Annotated in this window: 16 protein-coding genes; 13 read left to right on the forward strand and 3 right to left on the reverse strand. The window is 65.4% G+C overall.

All coding sequences use genetic code 11. The annotated features are described in order from the left end of the window. Nucleotides 1–62: 62 nt before the first annotated feature. The 11 genes from GWC77_RS07700 (at nucleotide 63) to GWC77_RS07750 (ending at nucleotide 18,214) form a co-directional block, all read left to right on the forward strand. Nucleotides 63–1,214 (forward strand): polysaccharide biosynthesis/export family protein, encoded by a 1,152-nt coding sequence (locus GWC77_RS07700; RefSeq protein WP_173256308.1) that lies wholly within the window; start codon nucleotides 63–65, stop codon nucleotides 1,212–1,214. 66 nt (nucleotides 1,215–1,280) lie between these two features. Continuing rightward, entirely contained in the window at nucleotides 1,281–3,524 is a 2,244-nt protein-coding gene (locus GWC77_RS07705) for a polysaccharide biosynthesis tyrosine autokinase (protein WP_173256309.1), read from the forward strand. Nucleotides 3,525–3,593: 69 nt separating this feature from the next. Next, nucleotides 3,594–4,712, forward strand: a complete 1,119-nt coding sequence (gene gmd, locus GWC77_RS07710; RefSeq protein ID WP_173256310.1) for a GDP-mannose 4,6-dehydratase — start codon at nucleotides 3,594–3,596, stop codon at nucleotides 4,710–4,712. Between the two features lie 13 nt (nucleotides 4,713–4,725). Further along, nucleotides 4,726–5,679, forward strand: a complete 954-nt coding sequence (locus GWC77_RS07715; RefSeq protein WP_173256311.1) for a GDP-L-fucose synthase — start codon at nucleotides 4,726–4,728, stop codon at nucleotides 5,677–5,679. Nucleotides 5,680–5,687: 8 nt separating this feature from the next. Then, a complete protein-coding gene (locus GWC77_RS07720; protein ID WP_173256312.1) occupies nucleotides 5,688–6,875 on the forward strand; it encodes a glycosyltransferase family 4 protein in 1,188 nt (395 codons plus the stop codon). Next, the gene (locus GWC77_RS07725) at nucleotides 6,872–8,128 is read left to right on the forward strand and encodes a glycosyltransferase WbuB (RefSeq protein ID WP_173256313.1); all 1,257 of its coding nucleotides are present in this window, start codon (nucleotides 6,872–6,874) and stop codon (nucleotides 8,126–8,128) included. Before GWC77_RS07720 ends, GWC77_RS07725 begins: the two co-directional genes overlap by 4 nt. A 425-nt stretch (nucleotides 8,129–8,553) precedes the next feature. Further along, nucleotides 8,554–10,026 carry a circularly permuted type 2 ATP-grasp protein gene (locus GWC77_RS07730; RefSeq protein ID WP_173256314.1) on the forward strand — a complete coding sequence of 491 codons (1,473 nt, stop codon included), beginning with the start codon at nucleotides 8,554–8,556 and terminating at the stop codon, nucleotides 10,024–10,026. Nucleotides 10,027–10,093: 67 nt separating this feature from the next. After that, nucleotides 10,094–11,146, forward strand: coding sequence for an alpha-E domain-containing protein (locus GWC77_RS07735; protein ID WP_173256315.1), 1,053 nt, complete (start codon nucleotides 10,094–10,096; stop codon nucleotides 11,144–11,146). A gap of 46 nt (nucleotides 11,147–11,192) precedes the next feature. Next, nucleotides 11,193–14,672: a transglutaminase family protein gene (locus GWC77_RS07740; RefSeq protein WP_173256316.1), complete on the forward strand. Its 3,480-nt coding sequence runs from the start codon at nucleotides 11,193–11,195 to the stop codon at nucleotides 14,670–14,672. Between the two features lie 18 nt (nucleotides 14,673–14,690). Beyond that, nucleotides 14,691–17,330 carry a circularly permuted type 2 ATP-grasp protein gene (locus GWC77_RS07745; RefSeq protein ID WP_173256317.1) on the forward strand — a complete coding sequence of 880 codons (2,640 nt, stop codon included), beginning with the start codon at nucleotides 14,691–14,693 and terminating at the stop codon, nucleotides 17,328–17,330. Beyond that, complete coding sequence (locus GWC77_RS07750; RefSeq protein WP_173256318.1) at nucleotides 17,327–18,214, forward strand: transglutaminase family protein; 888 nt, start codon at nucleotides 17,327–17,329, stop codon at nucleotides 18,212–18,214. The genes GWC77_RS07745 and GWC77_RS07750 overlap by 4 nt, the downstream gene beginning before the upstream one ends. Nucleotides 18,215–18,229: 15 nt before the next feature. Here the strand turns inward: GWC77_RS07750 and GWC77_RS07755 are convergent, their stop codons facing one another. Next, nucleotides 18,230–18,805, reverse strand: a complete 576-nt coding sequence (locus GWC77_RS07755) for a hypothetical protein (RefSeq protein ID WP_173256319.1) — start codon at nucleotides 18,803–18,805, stop codon at nucleotides 18,230–18,232. Nucleotides 18,806–19,121: 316 nt separating this feature from the next. Between GWC77_RS07755 and GWC77_RS07760 the strand changes: the two genes are divergently transcribed. After that, a complete protein-coding gene (locus GWC77_RS07760) occupies nucleotides 19,122–19,718 on the forward strand; it encodes a putative colanic acid biosynthesis acetyltransferase (RefSeq protein ID WP_254366871.1) in 597 nt (198 codons plus the stop codon). A gap of 196 nt (nucleotides 19,719–19,914) precedes the next feature. Continuing rightward, nucleotides 19,915–21,636: an FAD-dependent oxidoreductase gene (locus GWC77_RS07765; protein ID WP_173256321.1), complete on the forward strand. Its 1,722-nt coding sequence runs from the start codon at nucleotides 19,915–19,917 to the stop codon at nucleotides 21,634–21,636. 82 nt (nucleotides 21,637–21,718) lie between these two features. Here GWC77_RS07765 and GWC77_RS07770 read toward each other — a convergent pair whose 3' ends face one another. Both GWC77_RS07770 and GWC77_RS07775 read right to left on the reverse strand, forming a co-directional pair. Beyond that, nucleotides 21,719–22,918: a glycosyltransferase gene (locus GWC77_RS07770; RefSeq protein WP_173256322.1), complete on the reverse strand. Its 1,200-nt coding sequence runs from the start codon at nucleotides 22,916–22,918 to the stop codon at nucleotides 21,719–21,721. 5 nt (nucleotides 22,919–22,923) lie between these two features. Further along, nucleotides 22,924–24,441, reverse strand: coding sequence for a hypothetical protein (locus GWC77_RS07775; protein WP_173256323.1), 1,518 nt, complete (start codon nucleotides 24,439–24,441; stop codon nucleotides 22,924–22,926). Nucleotides 24,442–24,507: the final 66 nt, after the last annotated feature.

Genomic DNA, 24,507 nt, shown 5'->3' on the forward strand with positions numbered 1-24,507 from the left:
GTCTGCACCGGCACGTTGCGGGCGGGCGCCAAAACCAATAACCGGCACGGGAGGGAAGGGTCATGTGCTATTCGGTCGAGCGCGTTCGCGCATACGTAATGGTTGGATTCATCGCGCTGGCAGGCACGCTCGGGGCGTGTTCCATCGTGCCTGGTCAGCGCATGGATACGCCGGCGACCGTCGACGAGACCGGCGGCGAGTACAGCAAGGAGCCGGTGCAAAAGACGCAGATTCCGATCACCGACATCAACCTCGCGTTGATCCGGCAAATAGGCACGCAGGCGGGCCAGCCCAAGCTTTCGCCGGAGATCCTGAGCTTGTTCGGCAAGCCCGGCGCGTACACCGTCGGCCCCGGCGACGTGCTGCAGATCACAGTCTGGGATCACCCCGAGCTTGCGGCCGCGCTCGGTCAGCCCGCGGCGACGACGCGCGACGCGGACGCGGCACCGGGCTTCGTCGTCGACGAAGCGGGCAACATCCAGTTCCCGTATGCGGGCGTCGTGCATGTGGCCGGCGACAGCACCGAAACCATCCGGCGCAAGATCGTGTCGCGTATCAGCCGGGTCTACAAGAGCCCGGAAGTGACGGTACGTATCACCTCGTACCGCGCGTCGCAGATCTACGTCGACGGCGAAGTCGGCAAGCCGGGCGCCCAGCAGATCAACGACATCGGCATGACGCTCACGCAAGCCATCGGCCGCGCCGGCGGGTTCACGGGAGCCGCCGATCAGGGCGAAGTCACGCTCGTGCGCGGCGGCACCAGCTATCCGATCAATTTCAACGAGATCGTGAAGAGCGGACACAACCCCAACGATCTGGTTTTGAAGCCCGGCGACATGCTGCGGGTCGGTTCGCGTGACGAGCACGGTGTCTATGTAATGGGCGAGGTCAACAAGCCGGCGACCGTCCTGCCGATGCGCAACGGCAGGCTCTCGCTCGCGCAGGCGATCTCGGAGGCCGGCAGCATCAACCCGAACACTGCCAAGGCCAAGGAGCTCTTCGTCATTCGCACATCGACGACGGGCAACCAGCCGCAGATCTACCACCTCGATGCCACGTCGCCCGTTTCGATGGTGCTCGCGAATCAGTTCGCGTTGGAGCCGAAGGACGTCGTGTATGTCGATAACGGTGGGCTCGTCAAGTTCAACCGCGTGCTGAATCTGCTCTTGCCGGCAATCAACGCGGGGCTGACGGCGGCCATCGTGACCAAATAGTGCAACCCAATCGTCCCGCCGTGCGCGGCGCGGCATGACGGGACGGTTAGCAACGGGGCAACGGATATGGCTATGAATTTCGAAAACCGCTACACCGACGTGACGGCAGCCGACGAATTGCGCCTGACGGACTATCTTCAGGCGATCGTCGGCAACTGGCGCCTGATCGCGACGATCACGCTGGCCGTGACGCTGGTTTCAGTGGGCTACGCGTTTCTGACGCGGCCCGTATACAAGGCCGATGCAGTCATCCAGGTCGAGGATGTCCAGAATGGCGAGAACGGAGGCGGCGGCAATCAGCAGCAACAGATCGAGCCGCTCTCGCGGATGTTCACGCGCAAGGCGACGACCGCAGCCGAAATCGAACTGCTGAAGTCGCGCCTCGTCACCGAGGCGACGGTGCGCGATCTGCATCTCGATACGACTGTCGAACCGCGGACCGTCCCGGTCATCGGCTCGATCCTCGCTGCGCTGACGACGGGCAAGTGGGGTTTCAAGGTCGATCCTTTCATGAACCTCGGCGGCTTCGCCTGGGGCAACGAGAAGATCGGCGTGGCCCGCTTCGATACGCCGAAAGCGCTTTACGGCAAGCAGTTTACGCTCGTCGCCGGACCGTCGGGCACCTTCACGCTCGAAGATGGCGATGGCATTGCCCTTGCCAGCGGCCGGTTGGGCGAAGACGTGAAAGCCGCGACCGCGGCCGGCACCGTGCTGTTGCATGTCGATCAACTCGTGGCTCGCCCGGGTACGCAGTTTCATCTGACGCGGGCATCGACGCTCGACACCGTCGAGCACTTGCAAAAAGCGTTGCGCGTGGCCGAGACGGGACTGCAATCGGGTGTGATCAACGTGACGCTGCAAGGCGAGCACGCCCAACTGACGGCCGATATCGTCAACGGTGTCGCGCGCCAGTTCATCAAGCAGGACGCGGATCGCCGCTCCGCCGAAGCGGAGCACACGCTCGCCTTTCTCGATGAGCAACTGCCGCAGTTGCGCCACGAACTCGATGCGGCGGAGCAGCGCTACAACAATTTCCGGAACACGCATGGCACGGTCGACCTGAGCGAAGAAAGCCGGTTGCTGCTGCAGCAGATCGTCGACAACAAGACGAAGCTCGCGGACTTGCAGCGCCAGCGCGCCGATCTGTCGCAGCGTTTCACGGCCAACCATCCGGCCGTGGCCGCGCTCGATGCGCAGATCGCGCAACTGCAAGGATCGCAGGGACAGATGTCCAAGAACGTCGCGCAACTGCCCGATACCGAGCAGACGGCGTTGCGTCTGTTGCGCGATGTGCGGGTCGACACGGAGCTCTATACGAATCTGCTGAACAGCGCTCAGCAACTGCGGGTCGTGAAGGCGGGGCAGGTCGGTAACGTGCGGGTCGTCGATTTCGCCGAGACGCCCGATCAGCCGGTCTGGCCGAAACGCTACATCGTGATTCTGATCGGCTTGGGCGGCGGACTCTTCCTCGGCATCGTGGCCGCGTTCGTGAAGAAGGCGCTTTACGGCGGCGTGGAGCGTGCCGACGAGATCGAGAACGCGATCGGCGTGCCGGTTTTCGCGGTCGTGCCGCGAAGCGGCTTGCAATTGCGTCTGCAGCAAAACGTGATGATGCGCCGGCAGGGCTTGCACGTGCTGGCCGCGCAATCGCCGCAGGACATCGCCGTCGAAGGCGTGCGCAGCCTGCGCACGACGCTGCAACTCTCGCTCGATCAAGCGCGCAACAACATCGTCATGCTGACGGGTTCCCGTCCCGACGCCGGCAAGTCGTTCCTGTCGGTCAACCTGGCTGCGCTCGTTGCGTCGGCCGGCAAGCGCGTGCTCGTGATCGACGGCGACATGCGGCGCGGCGAAGTGCATTCGCACTTCGGCGTGCGCCATCAGCCGGGGCTCTCGGATGTGCTGCGCGGGGCCGAGCCGGCCTCCGTCATCCAGCGCGAAGTGCTGCCGGGTCTCGACGTGCTGACGAAAGGCACGCTGCCGAGCCACCCGTCCGAGTTGCTCATGAGCGAGCGTTTCCGCGATCTGCTCGACGCGCTCTCGCGGCATTACGACCTGGTGATCATCGACACGCCGCCGGTGCTGGCGGTCACCGATTCGACGGTGATAGGCAAATACGCCGGCACGTCGTTGCTGGTCGTGCGTTATGGACGGCATCCGATCGCGGAGATCGTCGAGACGGCGAAACGCCTCGAGACCGGCGGCGTGAATCTGCAAGGCGTCTTGCTCACAGATGTGCCGCCGGCCGTGCCGATGCTGGGAGGCTCGTACAACGGGGGCTATTACGGTTACGAAAGCATCGCCGAGTGAGATCGGCGATGCAAACTCACCGCGCCGGATTCGAAGCGGCGCGGCCACACCACAAAGAGGATATTGGCGATGAACCAAAAGGTCGCGTTGATTACCGGGATCACCGGGCAGGACGGTTCCTATCTGGCGGAGCTGCTGCTGGACAAAGGCTATGTCGTGCATGGTCTGAAGCGCCGCACTTCACTGTTCAATACGGACCGCATCGACCATCTGTATCGCGATCCGCATGAAAGCGGCGAGCGGCTCACGCTGCATCATGGCGACCTGACCGATTCGGCGAGTCTGCTGCGCGTGATTCAAGCCATCGAGCCTGACGAGATCTACAACCTGGCGGCGCAAAGCCACGTGCACGTGTCGTTCGACGAGCCCGAGTACACGGCGAACGCCGATGGCCTCGGTGCGCTTCGTATCCTCGAGGCCATCCGTATCCTCGGCATGGAAAAGAAGGCGCGTTTTTATCAAGCGTCCACCTCCGAGCTATACGGTCTCGTGCAAGAAGTGCCGCAACGCGAGACGACACCGTTTTACCCGCGCAGTCCGTATGCGGTAGCGAAGCTCTTCGCGTACTGGACGACGGTGAACTACCGGGAGGCGTACGGCATCTATGCGTGCAACGGCATCCTGTTCAATCACGAATCGCCCGTGCGCGGCGAGACGTTCGTCACGCGCAAGATCACGCGCGCGCTTGCCCGCATCGCGGTGGGCATGCAAACGGAGCTGTATCTGGGCAACCTCTCGGCGCTGCGCGATTGGGGTCATGCACGCGATTACGTCGAAATGCAGTGGATGATGCTGCAGCAGGAAGAGCCCGAGGATTTCGTCATCGCGACGGGAGAGCAATACAGCGTGCGCGAGTTCGTCGAGCGTGCCGCGGCCGAGCTCGGCGTGACGATTCGCTTCGAAGGGAGCGGCGTGGATGAGGTGGGTATCGTCGAACAGGTGGCGAACCGCGAAATACGCGTGACGCCGGGCGACGTGATCGTCCGCGTCGATCCACGCTACTTCCGTCCGACCGAGGTCGAGACATTGCTCGGCGATCCGTCCAAGGCTCACGAAAAGCTCGGCTGGAAGCCGCGCACGTCGTTCGAGGCGCTGGTGAAGGAAATGGTCCGCGCCGATTACCAGCTCGCGCGGCGCGATGCGCTCGTGACGCTGGCGGGCTTCACGGCGCTCGAACACCACGAGTGAGGAGACCTGATCGATGGACAAGGAAGCACGCATCTATGTGGCCGGCCATCGAGGTATGGTCGGCTCCGCACTCGTGCGCGAGCTCGATGCGCACGGTTATCGAAACATCATCACGCGCACGCACGCCGACCTGGACCTGACGGATCAGCACGCCGTCAACGCGTTTTTTCACGATGCACGTGTGGACGTCGTGCTGCTCGCGGCGGCGCGCGTGGGCGGCATCCTCGCCAATGCCACGCAGCCGGCGCGCTTTCTCTACGAGAATCTCGCCATCGAGACCAACGTGATTCATGCGGCGTATCGCGCGCAGGTGGCGCGGCTCGTCTTTTTCGGCTCGTCATGCATCTACCCGAAGCTCTGTCCGCAGCCGATTCGCGAGGAGTACCTGCTCAGCTCGGCGCTCGAGCCGACCAACGATGCCTATGCGATCGCCAAGATCGCCGGTCTCAAGATGTGCAACGCCTACAACAGCGAATACGGCACGCATTACGTCTCGCTGATGCCGACCAATCTCTACGGTCCCAACGACAACTACGATCCGCGCGGCTCGCACGTGCTGCCGGCGCTGATCCGCAAGGCACACGAGGCGAAGCTTGCGCATGCACCCCAACTGACTGTCTGGGGAACGGGCACGCCGAGGCGAGAATTTCTGCACGTCGACGATCTTGCCGCGGCTACGCGCTTCTTGCTCGAGGGCGACGTAGGGGAGGGGGTCTACAACGTGGGCGTGGGCGAAGACCTGTCTATCCGCGAGTTGGCCGAGTGCGTCGCGCGCATCGTCGGCTACGACGGCGAGCTGGTATTCGATGCGACGAAGCCCGACGGCACGCCGCAAAAGCTGCTCGACGTCTCCCGCCTCGCGCAGATGGGCTGGCGGGCGCGCATCGGCCTCGAAGAAGGCATCGCGCGGACTTACGAGGACTTTTGCTCGCACCATTGCGAACTTGAAACGGCTTCGAACGGATGAATCGAAAAATGACAGCAACCGTGACGATCTTTCACAACGTAGTGTGGTCGCGCCACAAGGGCGTTGTGTTCTCAGCGCTGCACTCTTTGTCGACGAGCGGAGCCATCCGATACTCGATGGTCCAGATCGCCGATACCGAAACGGATCGTGTCGGCTTTTCGGACGTCGACTACTCGTTTCACCGGTACCCGATGCAAAAGCTCTTCGACGGGTGCTATGAAGATGTGCCGGCCTGGAAGATGATCGGGCGGTTGACATGGGAGGTCGTGAAGGCGAAGTCGGACCTGATCGTGCTGCCGGGCTACCACCGGCCCGAGTATTGGGCGATGCTGGCTGCCTGTATCGTCACGCGCAAGCGGCGCGCCGTGTTTTGCGATTCGACCGGGCGCGACAAGCCTCGCCGATTGGCCACGTCGATTCCGAAGCGAATCTTCTTCTCGCTTTGCGACGGTTACTTCGGTTTCGGCGAGCGCTCGCGCGAATACCTCGTCTCGCTCGGGGCGAAAGCGAACCGCATCTTCGTGCCTTGTCAGGCCGCGGCCTTGCCGCGCTCCTATTCGAGCGAGCATGCACTCGATGCGCGTATCGACAAGCGCGCGAACGGCGAGCCGGTTTTTCTCTACGTCGGCCGGCTGTCAGAGGAAAAGAGCATCGATACGCTGATACGCGCATTCGCGCAGGTACGGATGAGCGTACCGTCGGCGACGCTGCGAATCGTCGGCACCGGACCGATGCTCGATCCGTTGAAGGCGCTCGTCGATTCGCTCGGCGTGCGCGGCACCGTGCATTTCGTCGGCAGTCTGCAAGACGAGCCGCTGTCGAACGAGTACTTCGGCGCGACGTGCCTCGTGCTGCCGAGCACGAGCGAGCCTTGGGGCCTCGTCGTCAACGAGGCGCTGAGCCACGGCTGTCCGGCGGTAGTCAGCGACCAGTGCGGCTGCGTGCCCGAGCTCGTCGTAAGGGGCGAAACAGGCTATGCGTTCGAAGCGGGCAACATCGCCGCGCTGCGCGACACGCTGTTGATGGCGATGGAGCGGTTCGCCGATACGCGCGCGACGGCTAAGCGGTGCCTCGAACGCATCGCGCGGTTCGATCCGCGCTCCGCGGCGGCCAATATCGCGCGCGGCTGCGCGACGATGCTCGTCGACAAGAGCGGCGATCAACCGGCGGCCGGCGCGGAGCGATTGCGGCAATGAGGCTGCTCGTCTATGGTCTGAACTATGCGCCCGAGTTGACCGGCACTGGCAAGTACACGGCGGAGATGGCCGAGGCACTGGCCGTGCGCGGCCATGATGTGCGCGTCGTGACCGCGCCCCCGTACTACCCCGAGTGGCGCGTGGCCGAGGGGTGGCACGCCTGGCGTTACCGGCGCGAAACGCGGGCGGGCGTAACCGTCTGGCGGGCGCCGTTATGGGTGCCGGCGCGCCCCAGTGGCGCGACGCGTCTCGTGCACTTGGCTTCGTTCGCGCTGAGTTCGGCCGTGCCGATGGCGCGTCAGTTGCGCTGGCGGCCCGATGTCGTCATGGCTGTCGCGCCGACGCTGCTGTGCGCTCCTGCCGCGCTGGCGGTGGCGCGCATGACGGGTGCGCGCTCGTGGCTGCATGTGCAGGACTTCGAAGTGGATGCGGCGTTTGGCCTGGGCATGCTTCAGAGCCCTCGCGCGGCCAGGCTCGCGCGTGGCGTCGAGCGGTCGCTGCTCACGCGCTTCGATGTCGTCTCGTCGATCTCGGCGAAGATGGTCGAGCGGCTTTCGCGTCTCGGCGTCGACGCATCGAAAGCGTTTTGCGCACCGAACTGGGTCGATGTCGAAGGGATCCGTCCGCTCGATCGCCCGAGCGGGTATCGGCGAACGCTTGCGATCCGCGATGACGCGAAAGTGGTGCTGTACGCGGGCAACATGGGAACGAAGCAGGGGCTCGAGCATCTCGTCCATGCGGCTATCCTGCTCGCACATCGTAGCGACATCTGCTTCGTCTTTTGCGGCGAAGGTCCGACAAAGGCCCGTATCGCCGAGCGGTGCGCGGGTCTCCCGAACTGCCGCGTGCTGGGCCTGCAGCCTGCCGAACGTCTGAACGAGCTGCTCAATCTCGCCGATATCCATGCGCTGCCGCAGCGCGCCGATGCGGCCGATCTGGTGATGCCTTCGAAGCTCACGGGCATGATGGCCAGCGCGCGCGCCATTGTGGCGATGGCGCGTTGCGGGACGGAACTTCATGACGCGGTCGCCCCGCGCGGGATCGTCGTCGAACCCGACGATGCGCGCGCGTTTGCGGAGGCGATCGTGAATCTTGCCGACGATCCGGCACGTCGCGCGAGGCTCGGCGCGGCGGCGCGGCGCTTCGCCTGCGAGACGCTGTCCACGGCATCGGTGTTGGCGCGCTTGGAGGCGCGGCTCGTCGAATGCGCCCGGCGAGCCAGGCCGGCGATCGAATCCCGGCGGGCCGGGTGACCCGCGGGGCTTGGGTGCCCCGTGCCGGTGCGGCACAACCTTCACTGATGCCCCATTGAAGTGCGCGAGCATTGGCAGCCCTGCCGGGTCCGCCGATAAAACCCGTCACTGATCCCCCTAGCTCAAGCCTGGCTTGCATCGGCACGCTAATTGCGTTGATGCGTTCCAACGTCCGGTTGCCTGCCGAACGGCCGGCGCTGCGGGTTTTCCCCGTATCGCGCTCGGCCCCGCAGCCGGCTACCGTGGCGTTGAGCACCGGCGAAGCGAGATCGACCGGGCTTTCGAGTGCGGCCGCCGCGTGCGGCCGCCTCCATCGAAGAATGCTTGATACCGAACGACTGCGTCCCGATGAGGACGATAGTCGGGCTCGACGGGGCCATGCTGTGAGCGCCAACGGCCCCGAATAACGGACGGGAATATCGGCCATGACGCAAGCCTTCTTCAGCGAGATGTTCGAGCGCGATGGGCCCGCTATCGCGGGCGTGCCGCCAGCCGAGTTTCCGGGCTGCGGCGAGACACGCGCGCACTACCGTGAATTCCACGGGTGGATGTGCGCGCAAAGCGAGCAGCAAATTGCGAACAAACGCGCCGAGGCGGATCTGAACTTCCGCCGCGTGGGCATTACGTTCGCCGTCTATGGCGCAAAGGACGAGACCGGGGTCGGCACCGAGCGTACGATTCCGTTCGACGTCATTCCGCGCATCTTTCCGGCACACGAGTGGGCGGCCCTCGAGCGGGGCCTGCGCCAGCGCGTTTGCGCGCTGAACCGCTTCATTCACGACGTCTATCACGATCAGGCGATCATGCGCGCGGGCGTCATTCCCGCGGAGCAGATCCTCGCCAACGGGCAGTACCGTCCGCAGATGCAAGGCGTGGATGTGGCGCGCGATATCTACGCGCACATCGCCGGCATCGACATCGTGCGTGCGGGTGCCGGCGAGTTCTACGTACTCGAGGACAACCTGCGGGTCCCCTCCGGCGTGTCGTACATGCTCGAGAACCGCAAAATGATGATGCGGCTCTTCCCCGATCTCTTTGCGCGCAATCGCGTCGCGCCGGTCGCGCATTATCCCGACCTGCTGCTCGATACACTGCGCTCGGCGGCACCGCACGGCGCGGCCGACCCGACGATCGTCGTGCTCACCCCGGGCATGTACAACTCGGCGTATTTCGAGCATGCGTTTCTCGCACAGCAAATGGGCGTCGAGCTGGTCGAGGGGCAGGATCTGTTCGTCGAGGGCGGCTTTGTCTATATGCGGACCACGCAGGGGCCGCAGCGCGTCGACGTGATCTACCGGCGGGTCGACGACGACTTTCTCGACCCGGAGGTGTTCCGACCGGATTCGACGCTCGGCGCGGCCGGTTTGCTCGCGGCCTACCGCGCTGGCAACGTGACGTTGGCCAATGCGGTGGGCACCGGTGTCGCCGACGACAAGTCGATCTATCCGTACGTGCCGGACATGGTGCGGTTCTATCTCGGCGAGGAGCCGATCCTCAACAACGTGCCGACGTGGATGTGCCGCAAGCCGGACGACCTGCGCTACGTGCTCGATCATCTGTCGGAACTCGTCGTCAAGGAAACGCACGGCGCGGGCGGCTACGGGATGCTCGTCGGTCCCGCGTCGAGCGCGGCCGAGATCGAAGCGTTTCGCGCCGCGTTGATTGCGCAGCCCGACAAGTACATCGCGCAGCCGACACTGGCGCTCTCGACCTGCCCGACCTATGTCGAGGCAGGCATTGCCCCGCGCCACATCGATTTGCGGCCGTTCGTGCTCTCGGGCAGCGAAGTGCGGATGGTGCCCGGAGGCCTCACGCGCGTTGCGTTGCGCGAGGGCTCGCTCGTCGTCAATTCTTCGCAAGGGGGCGGCACCAAGGACACCTGGGTGCTCGAACAGTAGGTCGCGCGGTACCGCCGCATTTTCGCTCTTGCCACCGAACGCATCGCCACGAAGGCATCGAGACTGTATGTTAAGCCGCACCGCCGACCATCTCTTCTGGATGGCTCGCTATACCGAGCGGGCCGAGAACACGGCTCGCATGCTCGATGCGAACTATCAAATGGCGCTGTTGCCGCAATCGGACGAGTACGCGGCGCTGGGCTGGCGCGCCATGCTGTCCATTTCCGAGCTCGCGGACATCTACACGGCCACGCATCCGAGCATGACGAGCCGCGATGTGATCGCCTTCATGTCGAGCGATCGCGACAACCTCTCGTCGATCGTCAACTGCTTGCGTGCCGCGCGGGAAAACGCACGCGCCGTGCGCGGCGCGATCACGACCGATCTTTGGGAAACGCTCAACACGACGTGGCTCGAGTCGCAGCGCATGCTAGCCGACGGCGTTCTCGATCGCGATCCGGGCCAGTTCTTCGAGTGGGTCAAATACCGCTCGCATCTATCGCGCGGCGTGCAACTCGGCACCATGGTCAAGGACGAGGCGTTTTACTTCATGCGCCTGGGCACGTTCATCGAGCGGGCCGACAACACCGCGCGCATTCTCGACGTCAAGTACGAGATGCTCGAGCAACGCGGCGGCATGCTGACCCAGCCGCTCGCGCAGTCGCTCGATTACTATCACTGGGCGGCAGTGCTGCGCTCGGTGTCGGGCTTCGAGGTCTATCGCAAGGTCTACCGCGATGTGATCACGCCGGAGCGCGTCGCCGACTTGTTGATCCTCTTCGCGGACTGGCCGCGCTCGCTGGCGGCAAGCCTCGACGAAGTTCGCCAGATCATCGCGCGTGTGCGTAACGCGCGCTCCGCGCACGCCGAGGCGATGGCCGTGCAGCTTCATGCCGATGTGCGCGCCGCGTCGATCGGCGACATCCTGAGCGGGGGCCTGCATGCCTGGCTGACCGATTTCCTCGTGCGGATCAACGAACTCGGCAGCCGTGTCAGCCGCGATTTTCTCGTGCCGCTCGCGCCGGAACCCGAGGCTGCCGTCGTTCAAACAGCATCTCAGTCCCAGTCGCAATCATCGCAGTCGCAATCGCAGTCCCAGTCTCAGCCGCACGCGGCATGAGCGCCGCGGCCGAAACGTTTCCCGCTTACCGCTTCGAGGTACTCACGTGTCGATTCGCGTCGCGTTAAATCATGTCACGCAGTACCGCTACGACCGCCTGGTCACGCTCGGACCTCAAGTCGTCCGGCTGCGACCGGCGCCGCATTGCCGCACGCCCATCCTCGGGTATTCGATGCGCGTCGAGCCGGCGGACCATTTCGTCAATTGGCAGCAGGATGCCTTTGCGAACTACCAGGCGCGCCTCGTCTTTCCCGAGCCCACGCGCGAATTCCAGGTCACGGTCGATCTCGTGGCCGAAATGTCCGTCTACAACCCGTTCGATTTCTTCCTCGAACCGGAGGCGGAGAAATTTCCGTTCACTTACGCGAGCGCGCTTGCCGCCGAACTGGCGCCGTATCTCGTGCGCGCGGCCGAGCCGACGCCGCGGTTCGCCGCTTTCGTCGAAAGCATCGACCGCACGCCGTGCGGCACGGTCGATTTTCTCGTTGCGATCAACCAGCGTCTCGCGGACGAAATCGGCTATTTGATCCGCATGGAGCCCGGCGTGCAAACGCCGGAAGAAACACTCGAAAAAGGCTCGGGCTCGTGCCGCGACACCGGTTGGCTGCTCGTCGAAACGCTGCGCCATCTCGGCTTTGCCGCGCGCTTCGTCTCGGGCTATTTGCTGCAGCTCGCCCCCGATGAGAAAGCGCTCGATGGTCCGAGCGGAACGGAGGTCGACTTCACCGACCTGCACGCGTGGTGCGAGGTCTATCTGCCGGGCGCCGGTTGGATCGGCTTCGATCCCACATCGGGGCTGCTCGCCGGCGAAGGGCATATTCCGGTCGCGTGCACGCCGCAGCCCGGCAGCGCGGCGCCGGTAGCGGGCGCACTCGACGAATGCGAGGTCGAGTTTTCGCACAGCATGTCGATCACGCGCGTGCTCGAGACGCCGCGCGTGACGAAGCCTTACGACGAAGCGCTCTGGCAGGACATCGAGCGCGTCGGCGCGCACGTGGACGCCGATCTTGCGTCGATGGACGTGCGCCTCACGATGGGCGGCGAGCCGACGTTCGTCTCGGTGCGCGAGCGCGATGCCGCCGAGTGGAACACCGATGCGCTCGGGCCGACCAAGCGTGGCTATGCGGTCTCGCTGATGGACAAGCTGCGAGACCGATACGGCGCGAACGGCTTTTTGCACGTGGGGCAGGGCAAGTGGTATCCGGGTGAGCAACTACCGCGCTGGGCGCTGTCGCTCTTCTGGCGCGCGGATGGCGAGCCGTGCTGGCAGGATCCGACGCGCTTCGCCGACGAACGCGAGACGATGCACTACACGGCCGACGACGCAGGCCGGTTCATCCGCCGTCTGGCGGACAAGCTCGCGCTCGACGACACGCATATCCAGCCCGGCTACGAGGATGTCTGGTATTACCTATGGCGCGAGCGACGCTTGCCGGTGAACGTCGATCCGTTCGATTCACGTCTCGACGACGAGCTCGAACGCCTGCGGCTGCGGCGGATCTTCGATGCGGGCCTGGCAGCCGTGACCGGTTACGCACTGCCGCTTGCGCGTGAACGGGACACGGCGGCAACACTCGCAGGCCCGCGCTGGATCACGGGACCTTGGTTCTTTCGCGACGAGCGTATGTACCTGATCCCGGGCGACTCGCCGATGGGCTATCGGTTGCCGCTCGATTCACTGCCCTGGGTCGGTGCGGCGGACCATCCCCGGCTGCACGAGCACGATCCGTTCGGGCCGCCGGCCGCGTTGCGCAGCGCCACGCAATTGCGTGCGCAGTATGCGTCGCCGCAAAACGCGGCAGACGACGTTGCGAAGCCCATCCGGGCCGCTGGTGACGCCGGCGCATCGCGAGCGGAAGGCAGCGGTGCTGCCGCGGCCGATGAGCGGATGCCGGAGCACGGCGAGTCGGCGGCATGGCTGCATCGCACGGCGCTTTGCGTCGAAGCGCGCGATCCGACGCGCGCGGCCGGGCCGCAGGCCGAAGCCGACGCCGCCGCGGCGGGCCGCAAAGGCGGCGCGCTTTATGTCTTCATGCCGCCGCTGGCCGCGCTCGACGACTATCTCGATCTGCTGGCGGCCGTCGAGGCGACGGCTGCGGACCTGCAGGTCAAGATCGTGATCGAAGGATATCCGCCGCCGCGCGATGCGCGCCTGAAGCTGCTGCAGGTGACGCCCGATCCCGGCGTCATCGAAGTCAACATCCACCCGGCCGCGACGTGGAGCGAGCTCGTCGACAACACCGCATTCCTTTACCGCGCCGCGCACGAATCGTATCTGGGCCCCGAAAAGTTCATGCTCGACGGACGCCATACGGGTACGGGCGGCGGCAATCACATGGTGCTGGGCGCCGCGACGCCGGCCGACAGCCCATTTCTGCGCCGCCCCGATCTGCTCGCAAGCCTCATCGGCTATTGGCACAACCATCCTTCGCTGTCGTACCTGTTCTCCGGGCTCTTCATCGGTCCGACGAGCCAGGCGCCGCGCGTCGACGAGGCCCGCAACGATCAGCTCTACGAGCTCGAGATCGCGTTTCGCGAGCTGCAGCGTCAGCTCGACGGACTCGCGGCGCTCGGCGAGGGCGAAGAGTCGGTGCCGCCCTGGCTCATCGATCGCGCCTTGCGCAACATCCTCATCGACGTCACGGGCAACACGCACCGCGCCGAATTCTGCATCGACAAGCTCTATTCGCCGGACGGTCCCACGGGCCGGCTGGGCTTGCTCGAGCTGCGCGGCTTCGAGATGCCGCCGCATGCGCGCATGAGCCTCGCGCAGCAGCTCCTGCTGCGTGCGCTCGTCGCGCGTTTTTGGCGCACGCCGAACACGACGCGTCTCACGCGTTGGGGCACGGAATTGCACGATCGGTTCATGTTGAGCACCTTCGTGCAGATGGATTTCGACGATGTGCTCGCCGATCTTCGCGCGGCCGGCTACGCGTTCGATCGTGCCTGGTTCGCGCCGCATTTCGAGTTCCGCTTTCCGCTCGTCGGCGAGTTCGATGCGAGCGGCGTCGCGCTGACGCTGCGCCATGCGCTCGAGCCCTGGCACGTCATGGGCGAGGAGGGAGGGCCGGGCGGCACCGTGCGCTTCGTCGATTCTTCGCTCGAGCGCATCGAGGTGCGCGCGCTCGGCCTCAACGAAAACCGCCATACCGTAACGGTCAACGGCGTGCCGCTGCCGCTGCAGCCCACGGGCCGTGCGAGCGAGTACGTGGCGGGGGTGCGCTTTCGCGCATGGCAGGCGACATCGTCGCTCCACCCGACCATCGGCGTGCATGCGCCGCTCACGTTCGATCTCGTCGACAACTGGGCCGAGCGCTCGCTCGGCGGATGCCAGTATCATGTCGCACATCCGGGTGGACGCAATTATCAGACGTTTCCCGTCAATGCCTACGAAGCCGAGAGCCGGCGGCGTGCGCGCTTCTTTACGATCGGTCACACGCCCGGGCCGATGTCCGTAAAGGCGCGCGAGCGCAGCCTCGAGATGCCTTTTACACTCGATCTGCGGCGTGTCGGCGGCGACGACTGACCGAAGCCAGAGAGCCTTTTGCCTTTTCAATCGACCCTGCCGTTCGATGCCGCGGCCGATGTCGCCGATGCGCTCGCGCGATTGCTCGACGTTCCGGCGCGCGCCGGCCATTGGGACGAGCTGCGCGATGCCACGGGCGCGTTGCGCACGCCGTGGCGGCGTTTTTTCGGCCTGCTGGGCGTGGACGGCGTCGCGGGCCTCGAGCATGCGGCCGCCGCTATCGCGCGGCAGATCCGTGACAACGACATCACCTATAACGTCTATGCCGACAACGGCGAGCCGCGGCCCTGGGCGCTCGATCTGCTCCCGTTCATCGTCGACGAGAACGAATGGGCGACGATCGAGCGCGGCGTCGCGCAGCGCGCGCGGCTGCTGGAGGCGCTCATCGCCGATATCTATGGAGCGCAGACAGTGCTGGCGCGCGGCTTGTTGCCGCCGGCGCTCGTATTCGGGCATCCGGGCTATCTGCGGCCGATGAAGGGATGCGTGCCGCCGGGCGGCCGATATCTGCAGATCGTGGCCGTCGATCTGGCCCGCGGGCCCGGTGGCGAATGGACCGTCATGGGCCACCGCACGCAGGCGCCGTCGGGGCTCGGCTACGCACTGGAGAACCGGCTCATCGTGTCGAGCCTGTTCGCTCAGCCGTTTCGCGCGCTCGGCGTGCAACGGCTCGCCCCGTCGTACTCGCAGTTGATCGCGACGCTCGCGCAGGCGGCGCGCGCGACGATGACCGACGACGAGCGGCAGGCCCGCGCCGGCTCGCCGCATATCGCGCTGTTGAGCCCGGGGCCGTTCAGCGAGACCTATTTCGAGCATGCGTTCCTGTCGCGCTATCTCGGCCTCACGCTCGTCGAAGGCAGCGATCTCACGGTGCGCGGCGACAAACTCTATCTGAAGACGTTGGCGGGCCTCGAGCGCGTGCACGGCCTGCTGCGCCGCCTCGACGACAGTTTTTGCGATCCGGTCGAACTGCGCGCCGACTCGAGCATCGGCGTGCCGGGCCTGCTGGAGGTCATGCGCGCCGGCAACGTCGTCGTATCCAACGCGCCGGGGGCCGGTGTGGTCGAGTCCGCGGCGCTGCACGGTTTCTTGCCCCGTATCGCCGAAGCGTTGTTCGGCGAGCCCCTCGCTTTGCCGAGCGTCGCCAGTTGGTGGTGCGGCGAAGCGGCCGTGCTCGAAGACGCATTCGGCCGGCTCTCCGATGCATGGCTCGCGCCGACCTGGGCAGGACTGCCGCATCCGGCCTCATCCGACATGCCGCCCGGGCTCGCGGCCGGACCGCAGCGTCTGGCCGACTGGCGCGCGCGCATCGAGCAGGCGCCCGATGCGTTCACGATACAGGCGCCGCTGCCGTATTCGTGCGCGCCGCGCTATGAGGACGGCACGTTATCGCACCGGCCCTGCGCGCTGCGCGTGTATGCGATCGCAGGGGCGTCGGGCGGCTGGCAGGTGCTGCCGGGCGCTTTCACGCGCATGGCGGGCGACCGGCAAACGAGCGTCTCGATGCAGTCCGGTGGCAGCAGCGTCGATACCTGGGTGCTGTCGAGCCGACCGGGCTCGACGTTTTCGCTGTTGCCCACTCCGATGAAGCCTGGCGATTTCGCGTATCGCCGCCGCACCGTATCGAGCCGCGCCGCCGAAAACCTGTTTTGGGCCGGGCGCTACAGCGAGCGCGCGGAAAACAGCGTGAGGCTCGCCCGCCTCATTCTCGGCTCGCTCGACGGCCACGATTCCGAGGAGATGCTGGGCACGCTCGTGGAGCTCGCCGCGCGCTTCGAGCTGATTGGACCTGCCGAACCGGCGGCCCAGACCACGCGCCATGCGTTCGAACGCGCGCTGGTGGCCAGTTTGCACGAGCACTCGGGCACGGCCAGCATCGGTCGCATCATCGCGAGCCAGGCACGAGCTTGCGGCGAAATCCGCGCGCGGCTCTCGAACGACCACTGGCGGACGATTCTCGCCGCGCGCAACGATTTTCGCGATGCGCTGCATGCGCTGTCGCTCGTGCCGCCATCGAACACGCAGGACGAGGACGCGGGGCAGGGCGAGCGCTACGATTCGTACGATCGGGTCGCGCTGATGAACGCGCTGGAGACGCTCGCGATGCAGCTTTCGGCCATCAGCGGGGCGCAGGGCGATCGCATGGTCCGCGACGAAGCATGGCGGCTGCTCTTCGCGGGCCGGCACATCGAGCGCGTGATCGGGATGACGACGCTGTTGCGCGTCGTGGCCGACGCCGGCGTGTTGGCCACGCCTGCCGGCTTCGATCTGCTGCTGCAGCTTTTCGACAGCACGCTGACCTATCGCTCGCTCTATCCGGGGCGGCTCGAGGTGCCCGCATTGATCGATCTCGTCGTCGTGGACCCGACGAATCCGCGCGGGCTCTACGGAGTCTACGAGCGGCTCGCGAAGAAACTCGACGAGATCGCCGCGGCTGCGGGCGGCGCGGTGCGGCGTCCGTTCGGCGAGGCCATGCCTCCCGTATCGTCGCTGCCGACGCTCGAGCGCCTTTGCAGTACCGACGCCGCGGGGCGCTATGCGACGCTCGCCGCGCTATGCGACGAACTGGCCTCCCACGTGGCCGCGGCGTCGAACGAGATCAGCAGCCGCTACTTCTCCCATGCGGACAACCCGCTGGCAGCGAGGCTATCGACATGAGCGGCGAGCTGAAGTTATCGGTTTCGCACGTCACGACCTATCGCTACACGATGCCGGTCGAGACGGCGCAGCATCTCGCCACACTCCGTCCGCTCGATTGCGCCTGGCAGCGTGTGGTCTCGCATCGTTTGAAGATCGACCCCGCGCCCGCTTACGAGAGCGCTCACATCGATGCGTTCGGTAACGAGGTGCGTTACTTTTCCTTCGAGGCCCCGCACGACTACCTCGAAGTCACGAGCGAAACGACAGTCCAGTTGGCCGAGCGCTGGGCGGCGCTCGATGTGTGGGCGACACCGGCCTGGGACACTGTCGCCGCCGCCCTGCGGTATCGCGCCGGCGAACCCTATATGCCCGAGAGCGAATTCCTCTTCGCATCGCCGAACATCGCGCTCGCACCGGAGCTGCGGGCGTACGCCCAATCGAGCTTCGCGCCTGGCACACCGCTCGTCGTGGGGGCCACCGACCTCATGCATCGGATCCATGCCGATTTCGTCTACGCGCCGCAGGCCACCGAATTCGATACGCCCGCGCTGCGCGCGTTTCATTTACGGCAGGGGGTCTGCCAGGACTACGCGCAAGTGATGATTGGATGCCTGCGTTCGATCGGCTTGGCGGCTCGCTACGTGAGCGGCTACTTGCGCACGGTGCCACCCGAGGGGACACCGCGGCTCATCGGCGCCGACGCTTCCCACGCGTGGGTATCGGTGTTTTGTCCCGGGATCGGCTGGGTCGATCTCGATCCCACCAACGATGTGCTGGCCGACCTCGATCACGTGACGCTCGGCTATGGGCGCGACTATACCGACGTATCGCTGCTGCGCGGCATCATCCTCGGCGGCGGGGAGCATACGGTCGAAGTCGCCGTCCATGTAGCCGCGCAGTAGTCGCGTCCTCGCGCGCTACCACGGCATCCGATAGACGGCCTGTCCGTTTGCATTGCCGTTGGCCGGGCCCTTGAACGCGTCGCGATAGGCGGCTTGCGCGGCGGCTTGCGGCGTGCGTGCGGGCCCGTTGTCGGCCCCGGCTGCGCCCCCGTTCGCGGCATCCACCGGAGGCGGCCGGCGACGACCGCCCGGCGGCAGCGGATCGTAGCCGAAGCCAGGGCCGCCGCCTGTCGGCACGCGCTCGGCCTTCATCAATTCCGTTTGGCGCGTTTCGTCCGCGACGCCAGCTGCCTGATACGGATCGCGATAAGCGGAGGGCCCGCCCATGAGCGCTTCCTCGTTACCGACGCCGCGCAACTGATTGGCAGTGGTCCGTGCGGCTGCCGTCCGGTCCGCGGCCGTGGGGGGCGCGGCTTCCGGACCCGGCGCGGCAGCCGGGTTGTTGTTGCGGGCATTGCCGGCGCCGGGCGCAGCAGCGGGCGCCGCGTTGGGTGGCTGCGCGGCGAGGGGCGCAGCGGCGCAGAGCGCAACGCATGCTGCGGCAGATACCAACGCGGCATGTATGGCCTGCGCGAGTTTGCTTTCCGGCACGCCCGCCAGTCCCTCACGGTGCGCTTTCCCGCCTTGTCCAGGTTCGGCTCGAGATCGATGCTGCGAAAACAGTGTCACAAGAAAACCCCCTTGTGCAACTTCTGACACTTCCCATGCTCGCGCGGGCAGACCCTGCCGCGCCGCCAAAACACCGTGCCGGCCCGCCATCCGTGCGGCTGCCGACAAATCGTGGCATGTGGCGCGCTCGATAATCACCCCACGAGAGCAAGAACATTCGAGGGCATCGGCGATGGAGCGCCATATCGACCACGACGAGGCCGCGCAAGCGCGCCTGGACAACGACGACCTGTCAGCGATGCGGGCCGGCAGCGCGGGCTTTGCGAGCGCACCTGGCGGCTCGGCCGCCGCGGGGCGCGTCATCGACTTGTCGCGGGCCGGCAAGGGCAATTACGTTGCACGCCGCAGCAGGCTGATCGAAGCGATCTGGTTCCTCATCGAAGCGTGCGTGATCAACAACAAGCTCCTGCCGATTTCCGCTGTCCGCGTTGCGCTGTTGCGGCTGTTTGGCGCGAAGATCGGCACCGGCTGTCGTTTCGTGCATCCGCTGCGCGTGAAGGCGCCGTGGAATCTCGAAGTCGGCGATCACTGCTGGTTCGGCGTCGATGTCTGGATCTATAACCAAGCGCCCATTCGAATCGGCTCGCACGTTTGCATCTCGCAAGGCACGTTTCTGAGCGCGGGCTCGCATGACATGTCGACGACGATGGATTTGCACGTGGCACCGATCGTCATTGAAGACGGCGTCTGGATCACCTCTAAATGCGTCGTGCAAATGGGCGTCACCATCGGGCGGTCCGCCGTGGTCACGCCGCTGTCGGTCGTGCATCGTTCGCTGGATGCGGAGGGCGTTTTCGGCGGCAATCCGTGCCGACTGCTGCGCAAGCGTTTCTGATAATGCAGATTAAAGGAGCAAAGGTGACGGTATTGCGTAATTCATCGGATCGTATGCGCAATGCTTTTTTGATTTTTAGCTTCGCTTTGCCGCTTATTAGTGATTGAACTGCAATTTCGTTGGCTGGAGGCGGCGCGAAATTGGCCGACGACGAAAATGCGCCGGCTCATTATTCCAATAAAACTGGGGAAAAAGAATGTTTGTCGATACGCGGACTGTCGATGAGGGATACATCGTCGAAGCTACGGTATGTATTGTCGGCGCGGGCGTGGCGGGGATTACGCTCGCACTTGAAATGAATCGGCTCGGCATCGATACATGCCTGCTCGAAAGCGGCGGATATAAGGCCGACGACGAAACGCGGGATTTGTATCGGGGAGAGAATGCCGGCCTGCCATACTCTTTCGCCGATGGCAGCCGCAGCCGTTTTCTCGGCGGGAGCAGCAATTGTTGGGGCGGCTGGTGCCGCCCGCTCGATCCATGGGACTTCGACAAGCGCGAGTGGGTGCCGCATAGCGGCTGGCCTTTCGGGCTCGACGAGCTGGCGCCCTACTATGCGCGCACGCATGCGTGGCTCAAGCTCGGCCCGAACAACTTCGATCCGGACTTCTGGGAGCGCGCGATCGGGCGGCCGGACGTGCGCCGCATTCCGCTCGTGACGGGCAAGGTGCGCGATACGGTCGCGCAGTTCAGCCCGCCCGCGCGCTTCGGCAAGCTCTATCGCAGCGCGCTCGAGCGTTCGGCATGCGTACGGGTTTTTCTGCATGCCAATGCGGTCGATATCGAGACCGACCGCACCGCCTCGCACGTGACGGGCATTGCAGTCGCCACGCTATCGGGCCGCCGCATCGCCGTGCGTGCGAAACAGTACGTGCTTGCCGCGGGCGGTATCGAGAACGCACGCATTCTGCTCGCTTCCAATCGCGTGCAGCCGGCGGGGCTCGGCAACGGCAACGATGTCGTCGGCCGGTTCTTCATGGACCATCCGCGCATCATGTCCGCGAGCGTCCGGTTCTCCGACGCGTGGGCGCGCAACAAGCTCTACGACATCAAGTTCCATTACCAGAACGCCGCCGTGGCCGCGTTGGGCACACCGATCTCGTCGCAGTTCGCGTTGACGCCCGACGTGCTGCAGCGCGAGCAACTGTTGAACTCGCGCGTCTGGTTCTTCTCCCTGTTCTACGGCGAGGGCAGCGCCGGCGCCGAGGCGCTGATCCGCTGCAAGCAGGCGCTGTTGAAGAAAGATCAACCGGGGTGGCGCTTGCGCGACGATGTGGCCACGATGGCCGCCCATCCCATCGATACGATCGGCTTTGGCTTGACGCGGCTTTTTCAGCCGCGTGCGCTGATCACCGATGTCAAACTGCAGGCGATCGTCGAGGCGGCGCCGAATCGCGATTCGCGCGTGACGTTGAGCGAATCGCGCGACCGGCTCGGCATGCCACGCGTCAAGGTTGCATGGCGGCTCGATTCGCTCGTGCAGCGCACGTTCGACCGGACCTTCGCCTTGCTGGCCGAGGAACTGCGTGCGACGGGCGTCGCGCAAGTGCGGCTCGACGAGCCGCTCGAGGGCCGTGCGTGGCCGTCGTCGCTCGAAGGGACCTGGCATCACATGGGCACCACACGCATGCACGATTCTCCGCGCGAAGGCGTGGTCGACCGGGACTGCAAAGTTCACGGCGTCGACAATCTGCACATTGCCGGCTCGTCCTTGTTCCCGAGCGTGGGCGCCAATTTTCCCACCATCACGATCACGGCCCTGGCGCTGCGGCTGGCCGAGCGACTGGCCTCTTCGCTCGGCAGGGTCGATGCATTCCCGGCGAGCAACGATGCTTACGCGAACGCCGGCGGCAACAACGCGAAGGTCGATTCCCTGCCGTTCGCGGCCGCGACGCTCTCGCGCATTGCAAAGGAGTGAAGAGCGGCCGCTGTGATGTCGCGCGATGTGCGGGCTGCCCGCGCGATCGCGCGGGCATTCGGCGGTTACGGGCGGACATCGTCTATGACGACGATAATCGCGCCGAACGCTCGAGCGGATAAGTCGGACGCGCCGCATCGGCCTCGAGCACGTCGATCAGCCGCCTGGCGTGCGCTTCGACAGTGAAGCGCTCGCGGAACGTCGCGGCAGCCTGCGTGCGCATGCGCGTGCGCGCTTGCTCGTCGAGTGCGAACCAGCGCCTCAAGTTGCGCTCCGTACCCGCCACGGTATCGGGGGCGACGAACCCCGCACCATCGCCGGCCACTTCGCGCCAGATGTTGACCTTGTCCGAAATCAAGACGGGCACGCCGCACGCGAGCGCCTCCACGACGGCGATGCCGAAGTTTTCCTGATGCGATGGCAACACGAACGCATCGGCGGCATAAAAGGCGCCCCATTTGAGGTCGCCCGTGAGCATGCCGGCCCAGGTGACGCGTGCTTCGATGCCGGCGCGTCGTGCTTCGTCGCGCAGCGCGGCGAGTGTGTCGTCGCTGCCCGGGCCTGCCAGCACGAGATGCGCATCGCCCGCGAGCTGCGCGAGATTGGCGAACGCGCGCAGCAGCAGGTCGCAGCCCTTTTTCGGGTGGATGCGGCCGAGAAAGAGAATGAGCCGCTTGCCCTCGAGCTCGGGCCGCGCCGCGAAGAACGCTGCGCGCAACGGGGCCGCGTGAGCGGGCGGTGCCGCCGTGCCATATGAAACCACCTGCTCGCGCGCGCGATACAGCCAGAACGATTGGCGTGCGAGTACGCGTTCCTCTTCGGTCGTGAACAGGACCGCGCGCGCATCGCGCAGCACGCGATATTCAGCCCAGGGCCAATAAAGCCACTTCTTCAAATGTTTGAGCGGATACGCACGCTTGAACCAGGGGTCGAGCATGCCGTGCGCGAACACGTAGTACGGCACGCCGAGGCCTCGCAGCGCGCGCCACGCGGCAAAGCCGTGATACTGCCAGAGGCCGTTGACGACGACGGAGTCGAAGCGCGGCCCGTGCTCGCGCAGCCATGGCACCGCATGGGGCGTGCGTCCGTATTTTCCTTGCGGCGGGCCGAGTCCGGTGACGGTCGCACCCGGCTGAGCGAGGAACGGCGCATCGGGCGCATCGAGCGAGGCGATCTCGACACGATGCCCGAGCGCGGCAAGCGCCTGCACGCTTTGCCGCACGCCTTCGGCCGGACCGCCTGCTTCCGGATCGAGCGTGGCTGTCAACTGGAGGATTCTCATAGCGTCTATTGCGGCTCGATACGGTCGTCGTCGCGGCGCTGCGTGAGCGCCGGCGTCGCAGGCATTGGCGGCGCGAGCGACGGCTCGTGCCGGTCGTCGACGCCGTCGCTCTGTCGCCGTTGCGCGCCGAGCGCGGTCTGCGGCACGGGCCGACCGACCGCCGGTTGATGTCGCACCGGTGCCGGCCTCATCTGCGCTCCCAGTCGCCGTAACTGCACGTGCATCGCGATCATCAATCCGAGCGATACACCGAATACGAGGCCGGAGAAACGCGGACCGAGCGGATTGCCGCCGATCGAGGTGGCGGGCAAGGCCGCCGTGAGCAGAATCGCGCGGCCGAGCACGGGTAGATAGGGAACATGCGGCATATGCATGCGCCATCGCCGGTAGGTGATCGTGCAACGATAGAGCGCGAAAAGGATGGCTACGGGCATGGCGACGCCGAAGAACAACCCGCCCGCGAAGAACTGATAGACCCAGAAATTGTGTCCAGCCGACCAGTCATGAATCGCGTAGAAGTCCTTTTTGGTCATCTGCCCTTGCAAATCGGGCAAATAGCTCGGCGAATAGCGGTACTCGTGTCCGTAGCCCATACCGAAGAGCGTCGATACCGGCGAGGACGTGACTTCGTCGTACTGATATTTCATTTCGGCCAGACGTGTGACGGTCGTCGGATCCTTTCCCGTCGTCGTGGCCTTTTCGGCGAAGAAAAGCCGCTGCGTCCAGTGGCCGGCCACTTCGGGAAAAAGCGTGGCTGCCCCGAATGCCATCCCGCCGAGCAGGATCGTGGCGACCGTCGCGCGCAGGAGCGCCCGCACGAGATAACGCGGCGAAGGCGCGCTCATCCAGACCGCAAGCGCAAAGAGGAGCGCCGTGCCGACGAGCAACGAGCGCGTGACACTGAGCAGTTCGATGAGGATCGTCCCCATGAACAGGACGAGCGTGAGCGCCGTGAACCGCTTGGCGATCACGAACTCGTGCAGCAGCACGCCTTGCAATCCAAGAAACGTCGCAGATACGATGCGGTAGCGCACGTCTTCGAGCGGCCCGCCCGTTGCCATGCCATAGACGAACGTGAAGGCCAGCGCAATGACATTGGCCCAAAACATGGCCTTTTCGAATTGCTCGACACGGCTTTCCTGCCACGGGCGGCAGGCGACGATGAAGCCCATCTGGAACAGCACGAAGGGCAACAGCACACGCAGGTATTGCCCGATCGGGTTGTCCACGATCAATTGCGTGACAAGACTGCCGGGCACGGCGAGCGCAATCGCGAGCCAGACGAACGAGCGCAGGCTCGAGCGGTCCGTGAGGCGCGGAGCGATCAACATCAGCATCGCTCCCCCGGCCAACGCCGGCACCGCCAGCAGGATTTGCGCGAGATGGCTCGAGGTATCGCTGACGGCCTTGTAGTCCATCGCGAGCGGGCAGATGAAGATCCAGATCCACAGACTCGCGTAGCGGTTGTTGCGTGACACGGGATGCCCGGCCAATGTCGATTGATAGGGCGGAGCGGCTGCCATTGGAGTGGTTTCTCCCTGATCGTTGTACGAGCGCCTTCGCTCGACCTTCCTCCTTCGGCCGGCGCA

Origin of the sequence: Paraburkholderia sp. NMBU_R16, assembly GCF_013282575.1 — a bacterium.
Lineage (GTDB): Bacteria > Pseudomonadota > Gammaproteobacteria > Burkholderiales > Burkholderiaceae > Trinickia.

Bases quoted from the DNA above. Each gene is read 5' to 3' on its own strand.
- GWC77_RS07700 (WP_173256308.1), top strand. From the start codon at position 63: ATGTGCTATTCGGTCGAGCGCGTTCGCGCATACGTAATGGTTGGATTC.
- GWC77_RS07705 (WP_173256309.1), top strand. From the start codon at position 1,281: ATGGCTATGAATTTCGAAAACCGCTACACCGACGTGACGGCAGCCGAC.
- gmd (WP_173256310.1), top strand. From the start codon at position 3,594: ATGAACCAAAAGGTCGCGTTGATTACCGGGATCACCGGGCAGGACGGT.
- GWC77_RS07715 (WP_173256311.1), top strand. From the start codon at position 4,726: ATGGACAAGGAAGCACGCATCTATGTGGCCGGCCATCGAGGTATGGTC.
- GWC77_RS07720 (WP_173256312.1), top strand. From the start codon at position 5,688: ATGACAGCAACCGTGACGATCTTTCACAACGTAGTGTGGTCGCGCCAC.
- GWC77_RS07725 (WP_173256313.1), top strand. From the start codon at position 6,872: ATGAGGCTGCTCGTCTATGGTCTGAACTATGCGCCCGAGTTGACCGGC.
- GWC77_RS07730 (WP_173256314.1), top strand. From the start codon at position 8,554: ATGACGCAAGCCTTCTTCAGCGAGATGTTCGAGCGCGATGGGCCCGCT.
- GWC77_RS07735 (WP_173256315.1), top strand. From the start codon at position 10,094: ATGTTAAGCCGCACCGCCGACCATCTCTTCTGGATGGCTCGCTATACC.
- GWC77_RS07750 (WP_173256318.1), top strand. From the start codon at position 17,327: ATGAGCGGCGAGCTGAAGTTATCGGTTTCGCACGTCACGACCTATCGC.
- GWC77_RS07760 (WP_254366871.1), top strand. From the start codon at position 19,122: ATGCGGGCCGGCAGCGCGGGCTTTGCGAGCGCACCTGGCGGCTCGGCC.
- GWC77_RS07765 (WP_173256321.1), top strand. From the start codon at position 19,915: ATGTTTGTCGATACGCGGACTGTCGATGAGGGATACATCGTCGAAGCT.
- GWC77_RS07770 (WP_173256322.1), bottom strand. From the start codon at position 22,918: ATGAGAATCCTCCAGTTGACAGCCACGCTCGATCCGGAAGCAGGCGGT.
- GWC77_RS07775 (WP_173256323.1), bottom strand. From the start codon at position 24,441: ATGGCAGCCGCTCCGCCCTATCAATCGACATTGGCCGGGCATCCCGTG.